We start from the raw sequence: 20,949 nt of genomic DNA, 5'->3' as shown, positions 1-20,949 counted from the left end.
GACGATTTTTTCGGTTGTGGCATTAGTAATTTCGATTTAGAGAACTCATCAGTTCTGTAATGCGTTGCATCCCCACCCTCTAGCGATGGAGCGCTTATGACGACCATTTCCGCCGCAACGTCAATGTCTTCCTATTCCTATAGCAAGAGTTCGACGTCAGCGTCCCAGGACGTCCTATCCTGTAATACGGTTTCGGCAAAAAAATCAACCACAACCCAGCAGCTCAGCGAAGACGCGGCCAACAGCGCTGAGAAACTCATGTCGCAGTTGATGTCGCTGACGATGAACGGCCTCGCCGATCAGTCCGCTTCCAGCGAGCAGCAGGACGGCGGCGCAGACATGGACGTTGCGCAGCTGGACAGCGACGGCGACGGCTACGTCAGCAAGGCCGAGTTCGTCGCAGCCCGGCCGTCCGATGTGTCGGAGGATCAAGCCGGCACGCTGTTCGACAGCTTCGACAGCGAAGGTGCCGGCTCGCTATCGGTCGATGCGCTGACCGAAGCCATGTCCGCCCAGCAGTCGGAACGTGCCGAGGGGCCGCCACCCCCGCCACCTTCCGACGATGACGATCTTGCATCCCTGCTCTCCGATCTCGATACCGACGGCGACGGGCAGGTAAGCAAAGCCGAATTCGTTGCAGGTCGGCCGTCCGATGTGAGCGAGGAGCAGGCCGGCACGCTGTTCGACAGCTTCGACAGCGAAGGTGCCGGCTCGCTATCGATCGATACGCTGACCGAGGCCATGTCCGCTCAGCAGTCGGAACGCCCCGAAGGACCGCCGCCGTCGTCCAGTGACGATGACGACGACCAGTTTGCATCCCTACTCTCCGATCTCGATACGGACGGCGACGGGCTCGTGACATTGGACGAATTCATGGCGGGTAAGCCGGATGACGTCACCGAAAGCCAGGCGAGCCAGCTCTTTAGTCTGCTCGACACGTCAGGCGCCGGTTCATTGTCTGCACAGTCCACGAGCTGACGGTCGTTAAGCCGTCGCCATTGCGGTCGCTGGAGGATCTGCAATGAGACGGTTTTAAGCGACCCGGCAGTTGAGCCGGCAGAGCCTTCAGTCGGGTCGCTCCCGAAATATGGAAACGTTCGAAGTGTGCGCCGTCACAGGCGCACGGATAACCAGCGCGCGGATGAGCCGAAGCGCCTATCGCCATCACGGGGTCAGTCCAGACAATCAGATCATCGACCGGTGTCGGCTTTTGCCCGGCGCCAGCGATGTCGTGCGCCCGCCATCCGGGCTCTGGAAGCCTTTCGTCACATGGCATGTTCCCAAACCTTAAAGGATCGAGCCATGAGCATTTTTGGAAGCATGAAAACCGCCGTCTCCGGCATGAGCGCCCAGGCAAACCGGCTCAGCACGGTTTCCGACAATATCGCCAATGCCAACACCACCGGCTACAAGGCCGTTTCCACGTCCTTCTCGTCGCTGGTCCTGCCGTCTTCGTCGGGTAATTACAATTCCGGCGGCGTCCAGACTTCCGTGCGCCAGGCGATTTCCGAACAGGGCGACATCTCCTACACGACCTCCGATTACGACCTGGCGATCTCGGGAGACGGGTTCTTCATCGTGCAAGGTGCCGACGGCACGCCGGTGCTCACCCGGGCCGGCGACTTCTCTGTCGACAGCGACGGCAATCTCGTCAACGGCGCCGGCTACACGCTGATGGGATATTCCTATGATTCCGGCGTGCCGGCGGTGGTCGTCAACGGTTTTGACGGCCTGGTGCCGGTCAACGTGTCCCAGTCGGGATTGAGCGCCGTTGCCTCGAGCAGCGCCTATTTCAGCGGCAACCTGAACTCCGAAGCGACCGTCGTTACCGATACGACGACTTTGCCGAGCGCCAACACGTCTGATGTCACCGACGACACGCAGAAAATGTCGCTGGTTGCCTATGACAGCCTCGGCGCTACCGTCCAATACGACTACTATTTCACCAAAACCGGTGTGACGACGGATTCGAGCGGCGCGGTCACCGGAAGCACCTGGGAGGTCGCGGTTTATCGCAATGCCGACGCAACCACCGGCGGCACGACGTCCTTCCCCTACTCCTCCGACGCCGTCAGCGTCGCGACGCTCTCCTTCGACGCCGACGGACAGCTCACCTCGGCGACCGACACGGATATCGTCGATCCGACGACGGCACAGACGATCACCATGGACTATTCGGATTTCACCCAGCTCGCCTCCGACTTCTCGGCGACGGGCTCGGCCGACGGCCAGGCCGCGAGCGCTGTGAGTGCGGTCTCGATCGGCACGGATGGTGTGGTGTCGGTCTCCTATGCCAACGGCACGACGAAGTCTCTCTACCAGATTCCTCTCGCGACGGTCGCAAGCCCCGACAATCTGACGCTGCTCAGCGGCAACGTCTACACCGCCAACGGAATGTCCGGCGTGACGGTAACCGGCTTCCCGCAGACCAACGGCCTCGGCTCCATCCAGTCCGGCGCTCTCGAAAGCTCGAACGTCGATCTCGCCGGCGAACTGACGGAGATGATCGAAGCGCAGCGCAGCTATACCGCCAATTCGAAGGTGTTCCAGACCGGCTCCGATATCATGGATGTCCTCGTCAATCTGAAACGATAGGGAGGGCGTCGGCATGTCGCTCACCTCCGCCTTAAACAGCGCACAAAGCATCTTCAACAATACCGGCCAGCAAAGCAGCGTCGTCTCGACGAACATCGCCAATGCAGGAAACTCCGACTATGTGAGACGGGAAGCGTCGATCACGACATCCCTTTCCGGCGCGCAGGTCGTCAGCATCAGCCGGGCGCAGGAAACCGCGCTTCTGTCTCAGTACCTGCAGACGAATTCCAAGGACAGCGCCCAGCAAACGCTTCTGACCGGCCTTGAAAGCTTGAAGTCGCTGGTGGGCGGCAATGACTACGAGACCTCGCCAAGCACTTATCTCGCGGCATTCCAGCAGGCGCTCCAGACGTTCGGCACCTCGCCGAGCAGCACGACCGCGGCACAATCGGCCGTCACCGCCGCGCAGGATCTTGCCAATTCGCTGAATACCGCAAGCGACGGCGTTCAGTCGATCAGAACCGACGCCGACGCGGAAATCGCCACGCAGGTCTCGACGCTGAATACGCTGCTGTCGCAGTTCGAGACGGCAAACAACGCAGTCAAACTGGCGACATCGACCGGCGCGGATACATCCTCGGCGCTCGACGAGCGCGAAAAGCTCTTGAAGCAGATCTCCTCGATCGTCGGCGTCAATTCCGTCGTCCGCAGCAATAACGACATGGCGCTCTACACCTCAGATGGCACCGTGCTGTTCGAGACCGTACCGCGCACCGTCTCATTCACCTCGACAGCAACCTATGTCGCGGGAACGGAGGGCAATTCCGTCTACATAGACGGGGTTGCGCTCGACGCCGGCGAAGGATCAACGACCACTGCCTCGGGCAGCCTGCAGTCATTGCTGCAGCTTCGCGACGAGGTCGCCCCGACCTTCCAGGCCCAGCTGGACGAGATCGCCAAATCGCTCGTCCAGATCTTCTCCGAAACCGACGGCAGCACGAGCGCACCCGGACTTTTCGTGTGGACGACAGCGTCGGGCGCAACCGGGACAACGCCGTCCGACACCGACGATATCACCGGGATCGCGTCCACCATCTCGGTCAATACAGCCGTCGTCACGAGCGAGGGCGGCGATGCGACGAAGCTGCGCGACGGAACGATCAGCGGCATCACCGATCTCAATACGTCGGGAGACAGCGGCTTCTCGGACAATCTCGACGCCCTGTACGAGGCATTGACGGAACAGCGCTCTTTCTCTTCCGATGCCGGCCTCTCCACGACGCAAAGCCTGACGGACTATGCCAGCGCCTCCATCGGCTGGCTCGAGCAATATCGCAGCGATGCGACGACGGCCTCCGAAACCACTTCGGCGGCCCTGTCGCGCTCCGACGAGGCTTATTCCAATGAAGCGGGCGTGAACCTCGACGAGGAGCTGACGCTGCTTCTCGACATCGAACAATCCTACAAAGCGGCGACGAAAATCCTGAACGTCATCGACGACATGTTCAAGTCGCTCCTCGACATAGCGAGCTAGTCATGAAAGCATCTTTTGTCTCATCATCGGCGATGCAAAACGTTCTCAAGCTGACCATCAGCCAGTCCCAGTCCAAGCTGCAGAGCGCTTCGACAGAGGCAACGACGGGAACCTACAGCGATATCGGCACGGCCCTTGGTGCCGGCGCTGCAAAGTCTCTCAACCTCACCAGCGCCATCAACCAGGCCGCGTCGTTTCAAACGAGCAATTCCGTCGTCGCATTGCGCATGGACGCGTCGCAGACGGCCCTTTCAAACCTCAAGGATGCCGGCGACAGCCTGGTTTCGAACCTGACCGCGCTTCAGGCGAGCCAGGATACGACGAGTATCGCCGTCGCCTTGCAGACAGCGAGCTCCACGGTTTCGCAACTGATCTCGACGGCGAATACGGCCGTCAACGGCGAGTTCCTGTTTGGCGGGACAAACCTCGACAGCCAGCCCCTGACCGACCAAACTTCCACAGTCTCGGATACGATCGTGACGGCGCTGAGCGACTATGCAACCGGCCTTGGAAAAGACGTGAACGAGCTGACGGGCGAGGAAATCGGCACATTCATCACCGACACGGTCGAGCCGATGTTTTCCGAGAGCGCCTGGACGGACTCTGCAGACGGCTGGTCGACCGCCTCGAGCACCGACATGACAAGCCGGATCAGCGGATCGGAAACCATTACCTCGTCCACCAACGCGAATTCGGAAGGCATGCGTTATCTCGCGCTTGCATCCGTCGTCGTGTCGTCCCTCTTCGGTCAGGATCTCGCATCCGATGCGCAGAGCACCGTTGCATCCAAGGCTATCGCTTATGCGGCGCAGGCAACGGCCGGCATCGTCACGCAGCAAAGCGAACTCGGCCTCTCGCAGGAGCGGGTCGAAAAGGCAAATGATGCTCTCGACGCTCAATCAACCCTGCTTCAGGGCAAGCTCGTCGATCTCCAGGGCGTGGATGTCTATGAGGCGTCGACACTCGTCAACCAACTGCAAACGCAACTGGAAACGGCCTATACGCTCGTCTCGAAACTCCAGGGGCTGAGTTTGGTCAATTACCTCTGACGGATCTGACATGAAGGAGTTCAAGCGGTTGCAGATACCAGCCTTAAGCAAACAGCCCAGCACGGATTGCTCCGAAATCGTGACGGAAGCCGCCTTCGCGCTCGCCTCCGGCATTATCGATACAATCCCTTTCGTCGGCTGCAAACTCGACGAACAACAGCCGCGGGCATGGCCGCGATCAGGCGTTTTCACCGATGACGGCGTCGAGATGACCGGCACGCCGCCCGAAATATTCGAGCTGTGCGAGCTTTTGGCCGGCCATATCGAGAAAGGCGCGTCATTCGATGTCTTCGAGGTTTTCCACAAGATTGCACGTATCGACCGGCTGATCGACTGGAGCCATGGCGCGGTGCTCTCACCCGAGCCGCATCCGGTAACTCATTAACGGAGCACGCTAAATCTCCTTTCAAAGTCGGCACGATCGCGGCCGCGCCGCCCAGCAGCACGGCATAGCCCGGTCTTGCATCTGGCTTGTCCGTTGCAGCAGTCTGGACTTTACAATAGGGAGATGGAGGGCGACCGTCGAAGTCTGCCGGCAATGGTCTTTCAGGGACCGAGTGTATTGTTGATGTCAAAGCCGCGCGCGAAGCTTCCATTCTCCGAAGAGACCTTGCAGGCCATGCTCGTCCGCGTGCTTCGCCCGCTGGTCAAACTCGCTCTCGCCTCCGGCTTCAACTTCACTGCCTTTTCGGCCATTCTTCGCCGACTCTATATCGAGGTTGCGGAGAACGATTTTACGCTGCCGAACAAACAGCAGACGGATAGCCGTATCTCGCTTCTAACCGGCATCCACCGCAAGGACGTCAACCGGCTGCGTGGACAGGCCCTGACGGCATCCTTTCTCACCGTGAGTGTTTCGCAGACGAGCCGCATTCTTGCGAGATGGCTTGCCGAGCCACTCTATTGCGATGCGGAGGATAGGCCGAGCGCCCTGCCCCGCACATCCAGCGATGGCGGTCCGTCATTCGAAGGCCTGGTGAGCGACATCACCAAGGACGTCCATCCTCGCTCCATCCTGGACGAGTGGCTGGACAGAGACATTGTCGTTGTCGATCAGAACGGTTGGATCCAGCTCAACCTCGCATCGATCGTCCCGAATGCCGGGGACGAAGCTCGCCGGCATTATTTTACCCGCAACCTTCGTGACCACGTCCAGGCTTCGGTCATGAATCTGATGAACGACCCTCCTCCCTATTTCGAACGCGCCGTTCATTATGACGGGATATCTCCAGCGCTGGCAGCCCGGCTCGACGAGATTGGGCGCAAGGAAGGGATGGCGCTGCTCCTGAAGCTCAACAAGATCGCCCATCAGGCCATCAAGGACGATCCCGGCGGCAATAGCCGCTGGATCACGGGCGTCTATGTCATGACCGAGGAGGGTGACGCAGTTCCTCCGGCAGCCGCTTCCGAGAGGGAGACTGACGCATGAGCCCGTCAACGATCTCTAGAAGACAGTTTCTCCTGGGCGGAATAGCGCTCCAGGTTCTGATGCCAGCGATGACCGCCGCGCAGCCGACAGGCACCAGCGACCATGGCATCGGCGGCTCCGGTCTTTCCATTGCAGGTGGAGAGAACGAAGACCACGGTATCGGCGGAACCGGCATCGTCGGAACCATCCAGGGTTTTGGCAGCATCATCGTCAACAACATCCACATACCGTTCAGTGCGACGACGCCGATCGACATCGATGGACGACGCGCGCCTGCAAGCGCGATGAAGGTCGGTCATGTCGTCCGTGTGCTGCTGGCAGGAAAGCGTGCTGCCCGCATCGCGATCATCAGCGAGGTCCAGGGCCGCATCGACGAGATGGGTAAGACCGGGATGACCATCCTGTCGCAAACCGTCGACACGACCGGTTTGGTCACGAAGGGCTTACGAAAGGGCAAGCGGGTCGCCGTGTTCGGCATCCGCAAACCGGATGGCACCATCATTGCCAGACGCATCGAGCATCGCGCCGTTTCCGATGGCGCCCATGTTCGCGGTGTCCCCGTAAGGAGCGGCAATCGCGTCTTGCTCGGCGGCCTTTCGCTCGGGCAGGCGCAAGCACATTTGGTCGGCAAGCAAACCGTCGTGCGTCTCAGGACGGACGCCAATCGATCGGTCATTATACGCATTCAGGCCGAACCTGTGGTGCCGGGTCTGAAACGAGGCGTCGTCAACGTCGAGACCTTCAAACCCGCAGAAAAGGGCGGAGCTGGCGCAGGACCTGGGGGCTCAGCGCCTTACGGCTCGATGCGAATGTCTCCCGATGGCCATGGATTTGTCGACGTCACCGTTCGCGATTCAAGCAGAATGACGGGCTTTGCGGACAGGCAAGGCCCAGACGGCTTTGGTCCTCGCCCGCCGGATGGTCCTCCAGACGGGCCAGAGCGTGGCCATCCGTCTTTCGGCAGAGGCGGGCCTGGCGGAGATTATCCTGATCCGAACAGGCGGGGTCCGCCGCCGCAAGACCCCTTGCGCCGCGGTCCACCGCCTACGGATCCTCCAGTTCCGCGCTAACGCGCCATCAATCAGATTGACATATGGGAAAATTTCCCATTTATTGCTCTTGCGATTCCTGATTTGGGTTCCCAAGAAGGACTTGCCGATTGTCTATCGGGTTCGCCCCACACCCGACAGACAATCGTTTGATTTTCAATCGCTGCTGACTGCCGAACCAACCCGCCGTCGCCAAGAGGAATCAGGAATTGCTTTTGCTGGAACGCGAACCGGACGTGTCGATGGAAATGAACGAATCGACCGTCGTTGCAACCTGGGAAAACCGCGCGCAAATCATCGAAATCATGAGCAGCGCGCGCCAGACGAGCCAACAATTTCAACATCTTTGGCAGAGCAGCGCCGGAACGGGCCGGCTCAGCCAAGATGATACGGACAAGTTGGTCGAACTGCTCCGCCAGATCAGCGACCTGAATGAAATGCTCATGCGATTGGCCTGAAAGACGCTTGACGGCGCGCCGATCGACCCATTCAGAAGCTAATCGCTTGACAACGCTATCCGCGATAACCTCGACGCCGCGATAGGATATCCTTGGGCTTCGGTCTGCTCGACACCGCGGATGTCATCCCCTGAAGCGTTCAGCTTTCATGGAAACGCAGAACCGTTGGTATCGAGAAGATTCAAAGCTCGATGCCCATCCAATGCTGCCGGCCTTCGTTGATCGGGGCTTCAATACCGATGTCCGTCCCCGCGAAAGCCTGGCATGGAAGGACACCGCCGGTTCCCGTCCAGCTTCGCCTATCTCGTCCAATTCAAAGGTCCGCGTGACTATGGCGGCTATCGAGCCGTTTTCACGGCGAGCAAGATCACGCGCTTTTGCACTTCGTACGGAAAGCTGAGGGCAGCCAAGCTGATCTCCTTCACGATGAATGTGATGTCGCCTTGAGCCATCATGATGGCTGGTGATGGTTTGATAGCACCGCTTCAACCTATCAACCCAATTTTGGACGGTTGCCCCAGACCTGAAAGAGCTGGCTAAGCTCCGACCTCATAAGAATTAACCATATTTCAGTGTTCTTGCCAAATAATGCCGTACGTAGATCAGGTCTCTCGAAGTAGAGAGGCCAAAAGTTATTTGGAGACAGTCTTGGCATTCACCATCGCTCGCAGTCTGGTGGCGTTCGGCGTCGCCGTTTCAGTAGGTCTTTTCATGTCGATCGGATTGCAGCAGTCGGCGCTCGAACGGCTGAAGGTCAACGGTCCGGTTTACGAGCAGGTCGTCTACGGCAAGGATTTGATTGCCGATATTCTACCGCCGCCGCTCTTCGTGGTCGAATCCTACATGCTCTCCTTCGAGGCGAGCAAATTTCCCGAACTCACAGACACCAATCTTGCCAAGATCGCCAATCTCAAGGCTGCTTACGACGACCGCCGCGCCTATTGGAAAACCACCCGGCTGCCGCAGGTGTTGAAGGACGAGCTTGAAAACGATGTCATCGCCAAGGGCGATGCATTCTGGGGGGTGATGAACCGCGAGATCATCCCCGCCTTGAATGCCAAGGATGAAGACAAGGCGCATGGTGCGATCGAGCAGTTGCGCGTTGCCTTCCATTCGCATCAGGATGCGGTCGAGAAACTCGTTGCCAATTCCGACGCCTTCCTGAAGGGCGAGGAGCGCAATGCCGCTTCGGAAATCGTCACCTGGACGATCTATGCCGGTGCTGCGGGTTTCGGCTCGTTCGGCCTGCTGCTGATCGGCCTCTATCTCCTGCGCCGTCGCGCCATCGTGCCGCTCGACGGTATGAAGGCCTATATGGGCAACCTCGCCGAAGGCGATTTTTCGACCGAAGTTCCCTATGCCAACCGTTCCGACGAGATCGGCGCCATGTCCAAGGCCGTCGCGGTATTCCGCCGCAATGCGCTCGAACGGCAGGACGCGCAGAAGCGCGAGACCGCACTTCGCGACGCGGAATTCGAGCGCGAGCGCAGCCAGCTGGCCGAAAAGGCCGCTGAGGAACAGATCCGCGAAACGGTGATCGCCCAGCTGACATACGGCCTGGAACAGCTATCGAACGGCAATCTCGATTGCCGCATCACGACGCCCTTCGCCACGGCCTACGAAACTTTGCGCGCAAAGTTCAACGACAGCATGGATGCGCTTTGCGCTTCGATGGCCGAGATCGCCCAGACCTCCAAGCAAGTGGGCAGTTCCTCGGCCGGCATCACCGATGCCGCCGACAGCCTTGCCTCGCGCACGGAACAGCAGGCCGCGATGCTCGAAGAGGCCACAGCCGCGCTCGACGAGATGAATGCCAAGGCGAAAGACGCCTCCGATCATGCCGGCAAGGCAACCGGCATGATGACCGAGACCCGCACCAGCGCCGAACATTCGGCGGCCGTCGTTCGCGAAGCGATCGCCGCCATGGAACGGATCGAAGGTTCGTCCTCCCAGATCGGCGACATCGTCAATGTCATCGATGAAATCGCCTTCCAGACCAATCTTCTGGCGCTCAATGCCGGGGTCGAGGCGGCCCGCGCGGGCGACGCGGGCAAGGGTTTCGCCGTCGTTGCCCAGGAAGTGCGCGAACTCGCCATGCGCTCGGCCAACGCCGCCAAGGAGATCAGAGCGCTGATTTCCACCTCCTCGTCTCAGGTCTCCACCGGGGTGCAGCTCGTCAACCGCACCGGCAAGGCGCTTCTGGAAATCGAAGGACAGGTCGAGCAGGTTGCTGGTCTGATCGCCCGCATCGTCTCGGTGTCCTCCGAGCAGGCGGTGGCGATCGGCGAGATCAACGCCTCCGTCAACGCTCTGGATCAGGTCACCCAACGCAACGCCGCCATGGCCGTCGAAACCGCCTCGGCCTGCCGAGCGCTCGGCAGCCAGACGCAGACATTGGAAGGGGTCGTCAGCCGCTTTCAGATCGACGCGGCCGCCAGCCCGTCAAGAACGCAGAAAGCGGCCTGACGCGTCCGCGGCAAAGGGAAGGGCCGGGCCCTTCCCACCTCAGTCCGTAACGATCGCCACGACGGCAACGCAGTCGCCTGCTTTGACCAGCCCCGGGAAATGCCGGGCACAGAGAATGCCGTTCATGCCGGCGCGGATCTCGCGGGGCGCCATTCCGGTCCGGCCGATCGGATGGATGCGCGCGACGACGGCGTCTTCGGCCACGGCTTCACCGAGATCAATGACAGGCTCGATCAACCCGCCCTCCTCTGCGAAAGAGAAGCAGCGGCCGTCCGGCATATCGAGCCAGCTCGTCGGGCCGGTCTCGACGGCGCCCGCGACGATCCCCGCATGGCGCAGCACGTTGATGGTGCCGCGTTTGGCAATCGCCGCACTTTTGGCCGTGGCGGTGCCGCCGCCGCCGAGTTCCGTGGTGATGAAGATCTTGCCCATCTCCTCGGCCGCGGTGTCGTACATGCCGATCGCGTCGATCTCGAGCATCTTCATCGAATAGGGAGCTGCAAAGGCCGTCACCAATTCGAAGGCCTTTTTCTCCTGTTGCTTGTTCGCCAGGATGTGAGCCGCGCAGAACGGCAGAAAATCGAGCGTCTTGCCGCCGGAATGGAAGTCGAGGACGAGATCCGCCATCGGCAGAAGCACCCGCTGGAAATAGTCGGCGATTTTCTCCGTCACCGTGCCGTCCGGCCGGCCCGGGAAGCTGCGGTTCATGTTGCCCCTGTCGATCGGCGAGGTCCTGGTTCCCGCCTGGAATGCCGGATAATTCATGGCCGGCACGATGATGACAGTGCCGCTCACCTCCTCGGCTTTCAGCGTGCGGGCAAGATCGAAGAGCGCGATCGGTCCTTCATACTCGTCGCCGTGATTGCCGCCGGTCAGAAGAGCCGTTGACCCCTTGCCGTTCCTGATGACCGTTATCGGCACCATCACCGATCCCCAGGCGGAATCGTCGCGGCTGTAGGGCAACCGCAGGAAGCCGTGCTGGACGCCCTCGGCGGCGAAATTGACCGTCGCGCTGATCGGCGACGGTCGCAAGCCAATCTCTGTCATCGCAGCCTCAATCCTTGACCATCAGCCTGCGCGGCACGTTCGCGAAGCACTCGACACCGCTCTCGGTGATGAGGATGCTCTCGGTCGTCTCGAAGCCCATGTCGTCGAGCCAGAGGCCGGTCATGAAATGGAAGGTCATGCCGGGCTTCAGTTCCGTCCGGTCGCCCGGTCGCAGGCTCATGGTGCGCTCGCCCCAGTCCGGCGGATAGGAAAGGCCGATCGGGTAACCGGTGCGGTTGTCCTTGACGATGCCGTATTTTTTCAGCACCGCGAAGAAGGCGTTGGCGATATCCTCGCAGCTATTGCCGGGTCTGGCGACCGCAAGACCGGCCTCCATGCCCTCCAGCGTCGCCTTTTCGGCATCGAGAAAGGCCTGCGTCGGCTTGCCGAGGAAGACGGTGCGCGACAGCGGCAGGTGATAACGGTTGTAGCAGCCGGCGATCTCGAAGAAGGTGCCCTCGCCCGTCTTCATCGGCCGGTCGTCCCAGGTCAGATGCGGTGCGGATGCTTCGACGCCAGACGGCAGCAGCGGCACGATCGCCGGATAATCGCCGCCGATGCCGTCGACGCCGCGGGTGCCGGCATCATAGATTTCCGCGACCAGATCGCATTTGCGCATGCCGACCTCGATCTTGTCGAAGATGCGGGCATGCATCGCCTCGACGATGCGGGCGGCATTGCGCATATACTTGATTTCGGTCTCGCTCTTGACCGCGCGCTGCCAGTTGACGAGGGCGGTCGTATCGACGAAGCGCGCATTCGGCAGGTGCTTCTGCAGCGCCGCGAAGGCCGCCGCCGAGAACCAGTAATTGTCCATCTCGACGCCGATCGTCAGCTTGCCGAAGCCGCGTTCGGTCAAGATGCCCGAGAGATAATCCATCGGATGGCGTTCGGTCGATTGCACATAGTGATCGGGATAGCCAATGATGTTGTCATGCTTCAGATAGGCGGTGAACTTGGCGCCGTTGGCATCCTGGCCGCGGCCGAACCAGATCGGCTCTCCCTGTGGCGGCACGATCACCGCCTGGTGCACATAGAAGGACCAGCCATCATAGCCGGTGAGCCAGGCCATGTTCGACGGGTCGCTGACGATCAGCAGGTCGACGCCCTTCGCCTCCATGGCACGCCGTGTCTTTTCCAGCCGCGCGGCATATTCGCCGAGCGAGAATTTGAGGTTGGGCTGGGTCATGTCTCTTCCCTTCTTTTCCGGCGCCGCGCCGGTCAGCTTTCGAACGTGGTCCCGGCCTTCGCCGCGCCGGCTCGGGCAAAGGCGAGGGTGGCGATGGCGGTGTCCTGAATGCCGGTCCCGGTCAGGTCCGCAATGGTGATCTGGTCGTTGCTCGTCCGCCCCGGCGCCCGGCCGGCGACGATCTGGCCGAGTTCGGCGAAGACCGCATCGGCCGCGACTAGGCCGGCATCGATTGCATGATGCAGCTCGCCGAGGCGCCGTGTCTGCTTCAGGCTGTCGGCGACGTAGAGGCCGGCACCGGCGATGGCGGCCGGATCGATCTCGTTCTTGTGTTCGGCATCCGAGCCCATGGCCGTCAGATGCTGTCCGGGTTCCAGCCACCCCGCCTTGATGATCGGCATTTCCGACGGCGTGGTGGTGACGATGAGGTCGACGCCGGTCACTGCTCCCCTGGCGTCCGATGTCGCGATTACGGGAAAGCCGAGTTTTCCGGCCAATTCCGCAGCCGTGGCTTGCGCCTTGGCGGCATCGCGCGCCCATATCCTTGCTTCGCGGATCGGCCGCACCAGCGTCAGCGCTTCGAGCTGCAGCCGCGCCTGCATACCGGCGCCGAAGATCGTGGCCACGGACGCATTTTGGCGCGACAGATGTTGCGCCGCGACAGCGCCGGCTGCTGCGGTGCGCACGTCGGTGAGATAGCCGTTGTCCAGCAGCAGTGCCTGCACCAGTCCGGTCCGGCTCGACAGCAGCACCATCATGCCGTTGGTGCTCGGCAGGCCGATCTGGGGGTTGTCGAAGAAACCGGGGCTGATCTTGATCGCGAAGCCCTCGATGCCGGGCACATAGGCCGTCTTCACATCGACTTCGCCCCGATATTCCGGAATGTCGAGCCGCAGGATCGGGGGCATGGCGACGGCCTTGGTCGCAAGCGCTGCGAAAGCCTCCTCGACGCAGGCGACCGCATCTCGATCAAGCCCGATGACCTTCCTCAGTTCCGCTTCCGTCAGAATGATCATCCGGCTCATGGCCCCTCCTCGCCGTAGAGCGGCTGCGTCCCGTTGATCACCCGCAGGTGCTGACCCATGTCGACATTCGCCCCGGACAAGATCGCGACGATGGGACCGCCGCCCCTGATTTTTCCGGCAAGCAGCGCGGCGATACCGACCGCGCCCGCGCCTTCGACGACCTGGCGTTCGCAGGCATAGACATGGCGCATGCCGGCGGCGATTTCCGTCTCGGTCAGCAGGATGACGTCGTCGAGAAGTTCGCGGCACATGGCAAAGGTGACGCGGTTGTCGAGACCAATGCCGCCGCCGAGCGAGTCGGCAAGGCTCGCCACTTCCTCGACCTGCACCGGCTGCCCGGCATCGAGGCTTGCCTTCATCGCGGCACCCTTCTCCATGGTCAGGCCGATCACTTTGGTCGTCGGACTGATGGCTTTGACCGCGGCCGCAACCCCCGCCGCAAGGCCGCCGCCCGAGAGCGGCACCAGCACGCTCGCCGCCTCCGGCAAGTCGTCGATGATTTCAAGCCCCAGCGTCCCCTGCCCGGCCACGACATCGGGATGGTCGAAGGGCGGCACCATCACCAACCCTTCCTCGCGGACCAACCGGTCGACTTCCTGCTGCGCCTCGTCCTGCGATACGCCGACGATGCGGACATCGGCGCCGAGACGGCGGATCTCCGAAACCTTGTTCTCCGGCACCAGCCGCGACATGCAGATGGTCGCAACGGCACCTTCGGCCTTTGCCGCATAGGCAAGCGCACGGCCGTGATTTCCGGTCGAGGCTGCGACGACGCCACGTAAGCGCTGCGCCGGCGACAAGGACAGCACCGCATTGGTCGCCCCACGGAGCTTGAAGCTGCCGGTCGTCTGATGATGTTCGAGCTTGAGATGCACTGGCACGCCGGCCAATTCGCCAAGCGACGCGGACTGCACCATCGGAGTGGTGGTCACGCGGCCGGCAATCCGTCGCGCCGCCGCACGGATGTCGTCCAGCGAAACGGGCAAGGTGCTCACCATGATCTCAGCCTTCCCAATAGGACTTGGTCATCAACTGACCGAGTTCGGGCCGCGCCCGATCATCGCCGCAAAGCCTCAGACAGGACCAGGCCGTCGCCAGATTGCTGGTCACCACCGGCTTGCCGGTCTCACTTTCGATGCGGGCAGCGACCTGGGCTGCGCGCACCGCCGTACAGGAGATGAACAGCGCGTCCGATTGCGGCGCCAGCGCCTGGCGCGCAAAGGCAAGGATCTCCTCCGGTGCGATCCGCGCCATCTCGCGATCATCGGTCAGGCCGAGACAGGTGAAGCGGTCAATCGCAAAACCGAGATCCGAAAAATAGTCCGCCATCGGCCGACTGGTCTCGACCGTATAGGGCGTCAGCACCGAGATCCGTCTGGCGCCAAGCGCTTTCAGACCTTTCACGGCGGCCGCCGTCGGCGTCACGACGGGAATCCCGGGCTTGGCCGCATGGATCGCCGCCTCGATGTTGCGATCGCCGATCACCACCGAGGCGGAGGTGCAGGAATAGACGATGGCATCGAGCGCCTCGTCCGGCAGGATCAGTGCCGCGCCTTGCGTCAGCGACGGCTGCATCCTCAGGAGGTTTTCGGCCGTGACCGGATTGGCGTAGTGGATGCGGCTGACATAGACGCCGAGGCGATCGCTGGCGACCATGCGCTGGAAGTCGACTTCCGTCGTGTGGTCGGTCGCGAGGATGATCAGGCCGATGCGCTTTTCCAGCGGCCGATTCTCCAGTCGCGGCAGCCTGCCGGCAGGGATGATCTCAATCTCTACGGTCATGGTCAGTCATCCATCCTGGCGTAGCGTTCCTCAAGCCAGCGCAATCCCACTACGGAGATCAGGCTGATGACGAGGAAGAAGACGCCGACCAGCGTCATCGGTTCGATGTAGCGGTAGTTGCTGTTGGCGATGCTCTTGGCCTGGTTCATCAGTTCGAGCACGGTGATCGCCGAAAGCAGCGGCGTCTCCTTGAACATGGCGATGAAATAATTGGCGAGTGCCGGGATCATCGGCGGGATCGCCTGCGGCAGGACCACGTGGATCCATGCCTGGCGCGTCGTCAGATTTGTGGCCTTGGCCGCCTCCCATTGTCCGCGCGGCACATTCTCGATGCCGGCGCGATAGACCTCGGCGGTATAGGTCGCATAGTGAATGCCCATACCGATCACGCCTGCGACCAGCGGCGCCAGCCGAATGCCGATATCGGGCAGCACGTAGAAGATGAAATAGAGCTGCACCAGCAGCGGCGTGCCGCGGATGAATTCCGAGACGAAGCCGACCGTGCGGGACACGCCGGCGACCGGTGATCGCCGGGCAATCGCAAGAGCCAGGCCAACGATCATCGCGACGGCAGCGCCGAGGATGGTCGCGAGAATGGTGATCTGGAACCCTTCGAGAAGGGTCGGCATGATCTGCCAGACGAAGTCCCAATCCCATTCCATCCGATCAGGTCCTTATGCCGTCGAGGCTGCGCGCCATCCGCCGCTCCAGCCAGCGCATCGTCGCGGAGATCGCCGAGGCCATGAGAAAATAGAGGATGAGGATCGTCGCGAAGGGCACCAGCGTATTGCCGGTCTGCGCCCGCACGACCTGCGCCTGGAACGTCATATCCGTCAGCGAGATCAGCGACACGACGGCCGTGCCTTTGAGAAGTTCGATCGCATTGTTGCAGAAGGTCGGCAGCATCAGCGGCAGCGCCTGCGGCAGGATGACGTGGCGCATGCGCTGGTATCGCGACAGGTTGAGCGCGATGCAGGCTTCCGACTGTTCGCGCCCGACGGCCTTGACGGCGCCGCGCACCACCTCCGCCGCATAGGCACCGACATTCAGCCCGAGCGCCAGCACGCCCGCCTGCAGCGGCGTCAGGGTCAAACCCGCAAAAGGCAGCACAAAATAGACCCAGAAAAGCTGGACGAAGATCGAGGTGCCGCGGAAGAATTCGATATAGGCCGTCGCCAGAGCCCGCACGGCGAAGAAGCGCGACAGCCGGCCGAGGCCCGCCAGGAAGGCCATCACCAGTGCCAGCGCAGACCCCATGACCGTCAGTTCGAGCGTCACCAGGGCGCCCTCAAGGATCAGTGTCAGATAGCCGGACCATACCGACATCGGCAACTCACTTCCTAGAGCATGCCGCGCAAAACTGTGCAGCGGTTTTGCGATGACGACATGCGTAAAAACAAGGACCTAAAGCGCAACACGCTTTAGGAGATCGTTCGGGGACAACCCGGCCATGCCGATGGCATGGCCGGCTGCCACGATTACTTCGCCGCGGCGCAGAGCTTTTCGCGGCTCGTCGACATCGCGGCCTTGGCCGAGAAGCCGTAGGGCTCGATGATCTTGGCGAATTCGCCCGATTCCTTCAGCTTCTTCAGCTCGACGTCGAAGGCGTCGCGCAGGGCGACGTCCTGCTTGCGGAATGCAGCGCCATCGCAATAGACCGGCGCATTGACGACCGGAGCGACGGTTTCGAGGTTCGGATCGTTCGCCTTGGCCATCAGGTCATGGATCGACAGGACCGGCAGCGAGTAGACGTCGATGCGGCCGTCCTGCAGCATCTTGATGCCGCTCTGGCCATCCGGAACAACGATGACGCGGTCGCGCGGCACGCCGGCCTCAAGCGCCAGCTTCTCCTCGGTCCCGCCGCCCGGCGCGCCGATCTTGGCGTCCGGATTGTCGGCGATGTCCTTGTAGCTGGTCAGTTTCAGCGGATTGCCCTTCTTGAGAGCGAAAGCTTCGGCGTCGCAGAGGATCGGTTCGGAATAGGCGACGGCGGCGCAACGCTCGGGCTTCATGAAGAGGCCCGCGGTGATCGCATCGTGGCGGCCGGCCTGCAGGCCGGGGATCATCGCGCCATATTCCGAAATCGAGGCGACGACTTCCTTGACGCCGAGCTTTTCGAAGATGGCGCGCGCCACATCGGGTGCGGCGCCGGACACCTTGCCATCGGCGCCGACGGCGGTGAACGGCGGTTCGTTGGCAATGGCAATACGCGCAAAGCCCTGCTCCTTCAGCTGCTCGAGCTTGTCATCGGCAGCCGAGGCCGGGGCAGCTGCTGCAACCAGAAGCACCGACAGGCTGGCGGCGCTCAAAAAATATCCTGCTTTCATCGTTCCCAACTCCTCTGATTTTCCTTGAGTTTGTTCTTGCGGGCAATGTCTGAGCTCAGACGCGGTGCCCCGCCGCAATGATCTTGCGCAGGAAGGTCTGCGTCCTCTCCTGCGTCGGATTGCGAAAGATGTCGCCCGGCTTGCCTTCCTCGACGATCTTGCCGCGGTCGAAGAACAGGACACGGTCGGCGAAATCATGGGCAAAGCCCATTTCATGGGTGACGAGAAGCATGGTCATATCGGTCTCGGACGCCAGCCGCCGCATGACGTTCAGCACCTCCTCGACCAGCTCCGGGTCGAGCGCCGAGGTCACCTCGTCGAACAGCATGATCTTCGGCGACAGCGCCAGCGCTCGGGCAATAGCAACGCGCTGCTTCTGCCCGCCAGAAAGCTGCGCCGGAACACTTCTCGCCTTGTCGGCCAGGCCGACCATGTCGAGAAGCTCCATAGCCCGTTTTTCGGCCTGCGGCCGCTTGATGCCCTTGGTCAGCATCGGCGCCAGCGTCACATTGTCGAGCACGCATTTGTGCGGGAACAGATTGAAATGTTGAAAGACCATGCCGATCTTTTCGCGCATGCGGTGCAGATGCCGCTCATCGGCCGGCACCAGCCCACTGCTGCCGGGCATATGGTAGAGCTGTTCGCCGTCGACCTCGATATGGCCGCCGCTGATCGTCTCCAGCGTCATCAGAATGCGCAGGATCGTCGTCTTGCCGGAGCCCGACGGCCCGATCAGCGCCAGCTTCTCGCCCGGCATGACATTCATCGACAGGCTGTCGAGTACGGTCAGTGGGCCGTATTTCTTGACGATGTTGTCGATGCGGATGATGGGCGGAAGCATTCATGTCTCTCCCTGTTGAGACAAGCAATGTCCTAACGATGACTGCCCACCAAAATCATGTCAATTCGTAAAATAATATCATGACAATTATTCTGCGTATGCCCAAACGCAAGGCAGTTGCGTCAGATCGCAAGCAGCAGCTCTTCCGGATTGCCTTGCGCCAATGAGGCGACGATCCCAAGCCCGGTCCGCAACTCGCTTTCCGTCGTCGAACCAAGCGAGATGCGCACAGCCGGCGTCCAGCCCTGATCGGTGGTATGGAAGGATTTGCCGGGCGCGATCGCCACCCCGCGCAGTCTTGCCTGCGATACGAACCCATCCTCCGTATGATTGCCGGAGAGCGGCAGCCAGACGTGCAGGCTTTGCGGATGCGCCCGGTAGGGAAGCCCGGCCAACATCTCCGCCGCGATCGCGTGCCGGCTCAAAAGCGCACGGCGCTGCCAGTTGACGAGTTCCATTGCCGTGCCATCGCCGACCCAGCGGGTGGCGATCTCGGCCATGGCAGGCGTCGCCATCCAGTTGGACACGAGATGCCGGTTGGCGACGGCGGCGACATAGCGGTCGGGCGCGGTGAGATAGCCGATCCGCAGACCCGGAACGGTGATCTTGGTGAAACTCGTGACGTACAGTGTCCGCTCCGGCGCAAAGGCTGCCATCGGCGGCGCGCGGTTCTCGACCATCGGGCCGAGAATATCGTTTTCGATGATCGCGATATCATGCTTGGCGGCGACGGTGGCGAGCGCCTGCCTGCGCTCCGCGCTCATCAGCGCCGCCATCGGATTGATCACCGAGGGCTGCAGGAAAATTGCCCGGATCGGTCCCTTCCGACAGGCTTCATCCAGCGCCTCGGGGATCATGCCCTCCTCATCGATCGCCAGCCCTTCGAGATGCAGACCGAGATAGGTGGCGAGCGGAACCAGCGTATGGTGGCTGATCGCTTCGGTCGCAATCGTCGAGCCGGGCGGGGCAACGCTCATCAGCGCCACCGTCATGCCCGACGTCGCACCGTTCGTCAGGCTGATGTTCAGCGGCGATACCTCCAGCCCGCAGCGCGCCAGCCATTCCGTGGCGACGGTACGGTGGCGCGGAAACACCATGTTCGGCCTGAAGGAAAGGGCCGAACTGGAGGGCAGGTTTTCCGAAAGCCAGCCGAAGGCCTGCCGCAGCCTTTCCAGATGGATCTGCTCGCAGACCGGTTTCAGGATCGACAGATCGATCAGCTCGCCCAGCCGTTCCGGCAGGTAGGGCGGTTCCGGCTCGCGCGGGCGCGTCTGGACGAAGCTGCCGCGTCCAATCTCGCCTGATATCAGCCCCCGGCGGATCAGCTCGTCATAGGCGCGGCTGACCGTCTGCACCGAGAGATGCAGATCATCCGCCATCTTGCGGTGCGGCGGCAATTGCGTGCCGTCGGAGAGCTTGCCGTCTGTGATCGCGTTTGCGATCTGCTCGGCAAGCGAGAGATAGGCCGGCCGGCGGAGTTGCGAGGGATCGGGGCGCCACTTTGTCATGATTTCAACACTGCTGAAAATCAGTTCAATTGACAATGCCAAAATGCGCTTCCATTGTCTTTTCCCTGCGTTTGAAATGATTTCTTTCTAAAGAAAGCACCATGAAGCTCGACGCCATCGACCTGCGCATTCTCGACGCCGTCCAGCGCGACGGCCGCATCACCAAGCTGGCGCTGGCCGAAAAGGCCGGACTGTCGCCGACGCCCTGCTGGATGCGGCTGCGCAAACTCGAAAAGGCCGGTGTTATCACCGGTTATCACGCACGCGTCGCGCCACGACGCATCGCGCCGGTCGCCAGCGTGATGATGGAAGTGACGCTCGCCAATCATCGCCAGGCGGATTTCGAACGCTTCGAACGCGCCATCAGCGCAATCCCGGAGATCGTCGCCTGCTGGTCGGTCGGCGGCGGCGTCGATTACATCCTGAAGATCATCGCACCCGATATCGACGCCTATCAGCGGCTGGTCGACGGGCTTCTCGACCGCGAACTCGGCATCGACCGCTACTTCACCTACATCGTCACCAAGACGGTGAAGGAGGAAACAGTCCTTCCGATCTCTTCGTTCACTGCGGCCGGCGAAGAGACCGCGTCGTAGACAATCTCTCTGCCAGGCCGCCGTTCTTTAGACCATCTCTCTCTTTTTGCATCCGCCAACAGACAATCTCTCGCCAGCTCGCGTGGAAGACTGACGTCAACCGCCACGAGGAGA

The 20,949-nt window shown here is 61.6% G+C and carries 20 protein-coding genes and 1 pseudogene; 10 read left to right on the top strand and 11 right to left on the bottom strand.

Annotated features, from left to right (window positions below; genetic code table 11):
• Window positions 1–96 precede the first annotated feature (96 nt).
• From NE851_RS32185 to NE851_RS32150, 8 genes are all read left to right on the top strand, one after another.
• Complete coding sequence (locus NE851_RS32185; protein WP_127431840.1) at window positions 97–978, top strand: EF-hand domain-containing protein; 882 nt, start codon at window positions 97–99, stop codon at window positions 976–978.
• Window positions 979–1,302: 324 nt separating this feature from the next.
• Window positions 1,303–2,595 (top strand): flagellar hook protein FlgE, encoded by a 1,293-nt coding sequence (locus NE851_RS32180; protein ID WP_047619723.1) that lies wholly within the window; start codon window positions 1,303–1,305, stop codon window positions 2,593–2,595.
• Between the two features lie 13 nt (window positions 2,596–2,608).
• On the top strand, window positions 2,609–4,069 hold the full coding sequence (gene flgK, locus NE851_RS32175) for a flagellar hook-associated protein FlgK (protein ID WP_254962592.1): 1,461 nt from the start codon (window positions 2,609–2,611) through the stop codon (window positions 4,067–4,069).
• Between the two features lie 2 nt (window positions 4,070–4,071).
• Complete coding sequence (locus tag NE851_RS32170) at window positions 4,072–5,118, top strand: flagellar hook-associated family protein (protein WP_132575451.1); 1,047 nt, start codon at window positions 4,072–4,074, stop codon at window positions 5,116–5,118.
• Window positions 5,119–5,128: 10 nt separating this feature from the next.
• On the top strand, window positions 5,129–5,503 hold the full coding sequence (locus tag NE851_RS32165) for a hypothetical protein (RefSeq protein WP_254962591.1): 375 nt from the start codon (window positions 5,129–5,131) through the stop codon (window positions 5,501–5,503).
• A gap of 153 nt (window positions 5,504–5,656) precedes the next feature.
• Window positions 5,657–6,547, top strand: a complete 891-nt coding sequence (locus NE851_RS32160) for a DUF6502 family protein (protein WP_254962590.1) — start codon at window positions 5,657–5,659, stop codon at window positions 6,545–6,547.
• Window positions 6,544–7,617, top strand: coding sequence for a DUF5666 domain-containing protein (locus NE851_RS32155; protein ID WP_183906006.1), 1,074 nt, complete (start codon window positions 6,544–6,546; stop codon window positions 7,615–7,617). The genes NE851_RS32160 and NE851_RS32155 overlap by 4 nt, the downstream gene beginning before the upstream one ends.
• Window positions 7,618–7,805: 188 nt before the next feature.
• Window positions 7,806–8,054, top strand: coding sequence for a hypothetical protein (locus NE851_RS32150; protein WP_047619707.1), 249 nt, complete (start codon window positions 7,806–7,808; stop codon window positions 8,052–8,054).
• A 181-nt stretch (window positions 8,055–8,235) separates the two neighbouring features.
• Here NE851_RS32150 and NE851_RS32145 read toward each other — a convergent pair.
• Window positions 8,236–8,486, bottom strand: a pseudogene (locus tag NE851_RS32145) (plasmid stabilization protein).
• 216 nt (window positions 8,487–8,702) lie between these two features.
• Between NE851_RS32145 and NE851_RS32140 the strand changes: the two are divergent.
• Window positions 8,703–10,520 carry a methyl-accepting chemotaxis protein gene (locus NE851_RS32140; RefSeq protein WP_127431837.1) on the top strand — a complete coding sequence of 606 codons (1,818 nt, stop codon included), beginning with the start codon at window positions 8,703–8,705 and terminating at the stop codon, window positions 10,518–10,520.
• Between the two features lie 39 nt (window positions 10,521–10,559).
• Here NE851_RS32140 and doeB read toward each other — a convergent pair whose 3' ends face one another.
• The 10 genes from doeB to ehuR form a co-directional block, all read right to left on the bottom strand.
• On the bottom strand, window positions 10,560–11,567 hold the full coding sequence (doeB, locus tag NE851_RS32135) for a N(2)-acetyl-L-2,4-diaminobutanoate deacetylase DoeB (RefSeq protein WP_047619701.1): 1,008 nt from the start codon (window positions 11,565–11,567) through the stop codon (window positions 10,560–10,562).
• A gap of 7 nt (window positions 11,568–11,574) precedes the next feature.
• A complete protein-coding gene (doeA, locus tag NE851_RS32130; protein ID WP_097596214.1) occupies window positions 11,575–12,756 on the bottom strand; it encodes an ectoine hydrolase DoeA in 1,182 nt (393 codons plus the stop codon).
• A 32-nt stretch (window positions 12,757–12,788) separates the two neighbouring features.
• Window positions 12,789–13,781, bottom strand: a complete 993-nt coding sequence (gene eutC / locus NE851_RS32125) for an ectoine utilization protein EutC (protein WP_127431836.1) — start codon at window positions 13,779–13,781, stop codon at window positions 12,789–12,791.
• Window positions 13,778–14,779, bottom strand: a complete 1,002-nt coding sequence (gene eutB, locus NE851_RS32120) for a hydroxyectoine utilization dehydratase EutB (RefSeq protein ID WP_254962589.1) — start codon at window positions 14,777–14,779, stop codon at window positions 13,778–13,780. Before eutB ends, eutC begins: the two co-directional genes overlap by 4 nt.
• A 4-nt stretch (window positions 14,780–14,783) precedes the next feature.
• Window positions 14,784–15,563 (bottom strand): ectoine utilization protein EutA, encoded by a 780-nt coding sequence (gene eutA / locus NE851_RS32115; protein ID WP_097545049.1) that lies wholly within the window; start codon window positions 15,561–15,563, stop codon window positions 14,784–14,786.
• Window positions 15,564–15,565: 2 nt separating this feature from the next.
• Window positions 15,566–16,225: an ectoine/hydroxyectoine ABC transporter permease subunit EhuD gene (gene ehuD, locus NE851_RS32110; RefSeq protein ID WP_097545047.1), complete on the bottom strand. Its 660-nt coding sequence runs from the start codon at window positions 16,223–16,225 to the stop codon at window positions 15,566–15,568.
• A gap of 4 nt (window positions 16,226–16,229) precedes the next feature.
• Entirely contained in the window at window positions 16,230–16,889 is a 660-nt protein-coding gene (ehuC, locus tag NE851_RS32105; RefSeq protein ID WP_047619689.1) for an ectoine/hydroxyectoine ABC transporter permease subunit EhuC, read from the bottom strand.
• Window positions 16,890–17,041: 152 nt separating this feature from the next.
• Window positions 17,042–17,890: an ectoine/hydroxyectoine ABC transporter substrate-binding protein EhuB gene (gene ehuB / locus NE851_RS32100; protein ID WP_047619777.1), complete on the bottom strand. Its 849-nt coding sequence runs from the start codon at window positions 17,888–17,890 to the stop codon at window positions 17,042–17,044.
• 55 nt (window positions 17,891–17,945) lie between these two features.
• Window positions 17,946–18,731, bottom strand: a complete 786-nt coding sequence (gene ehuA, locus NE851_RS32095) for an ectoine/hydroxyectoine ABC transporter ATP-binding protein EhuA (RefSeq protein WP_127431834.1) — start codon at window positions 18,729–18,731, stop codon at window positions 17,946–17,948.
• Between the two features lie 122 nt (window positions 18,732–18,853).
• Window positions 18,854–20,239, bottom strand: coding sequence for a MocR-like ectoine utilization transcription factor EhuR (gene ehuR, locus NE851_RS32090; protein WP_127431833.1), 1,386 nt, complete (start codon window positions 20,237–20,239; stop codon window positions 18,854–18,856).
• A gap of 101 nt (window positions 20,240–20,340) precedes the next feature.
• Between ehuR and NE851_RS32085 the strand changes: the two genes are divergently transcribed.
• Window positions 20,341–20,835, top strand: coding sequence for an Lrp/AsnC family transcriptional regulator (locus NE851_RS32085; RefSeq protein WP_127431832.1), 495 nt, complete (start codon window positions 20,341–20,343; stop codon window positions 20,833–20,835).
• Window positions 20,836–20,949: the final 114 nt, after the last annotated feature.

This window comes from Rhizobium anhuiense bv. trifolii (assembly GCF_024346605.1).
In the GTDB taxonomy this organism is placed as follows: Bacteria; Pseudomonadota; Alphaproteobacteria; order Rhizobiales; family Rhizobiaceae; genus Rhizobium; species Rhizobium anhuiense.
This window is presented reverse-complemented; position numbering and strand designations above follow the sequence as displayed.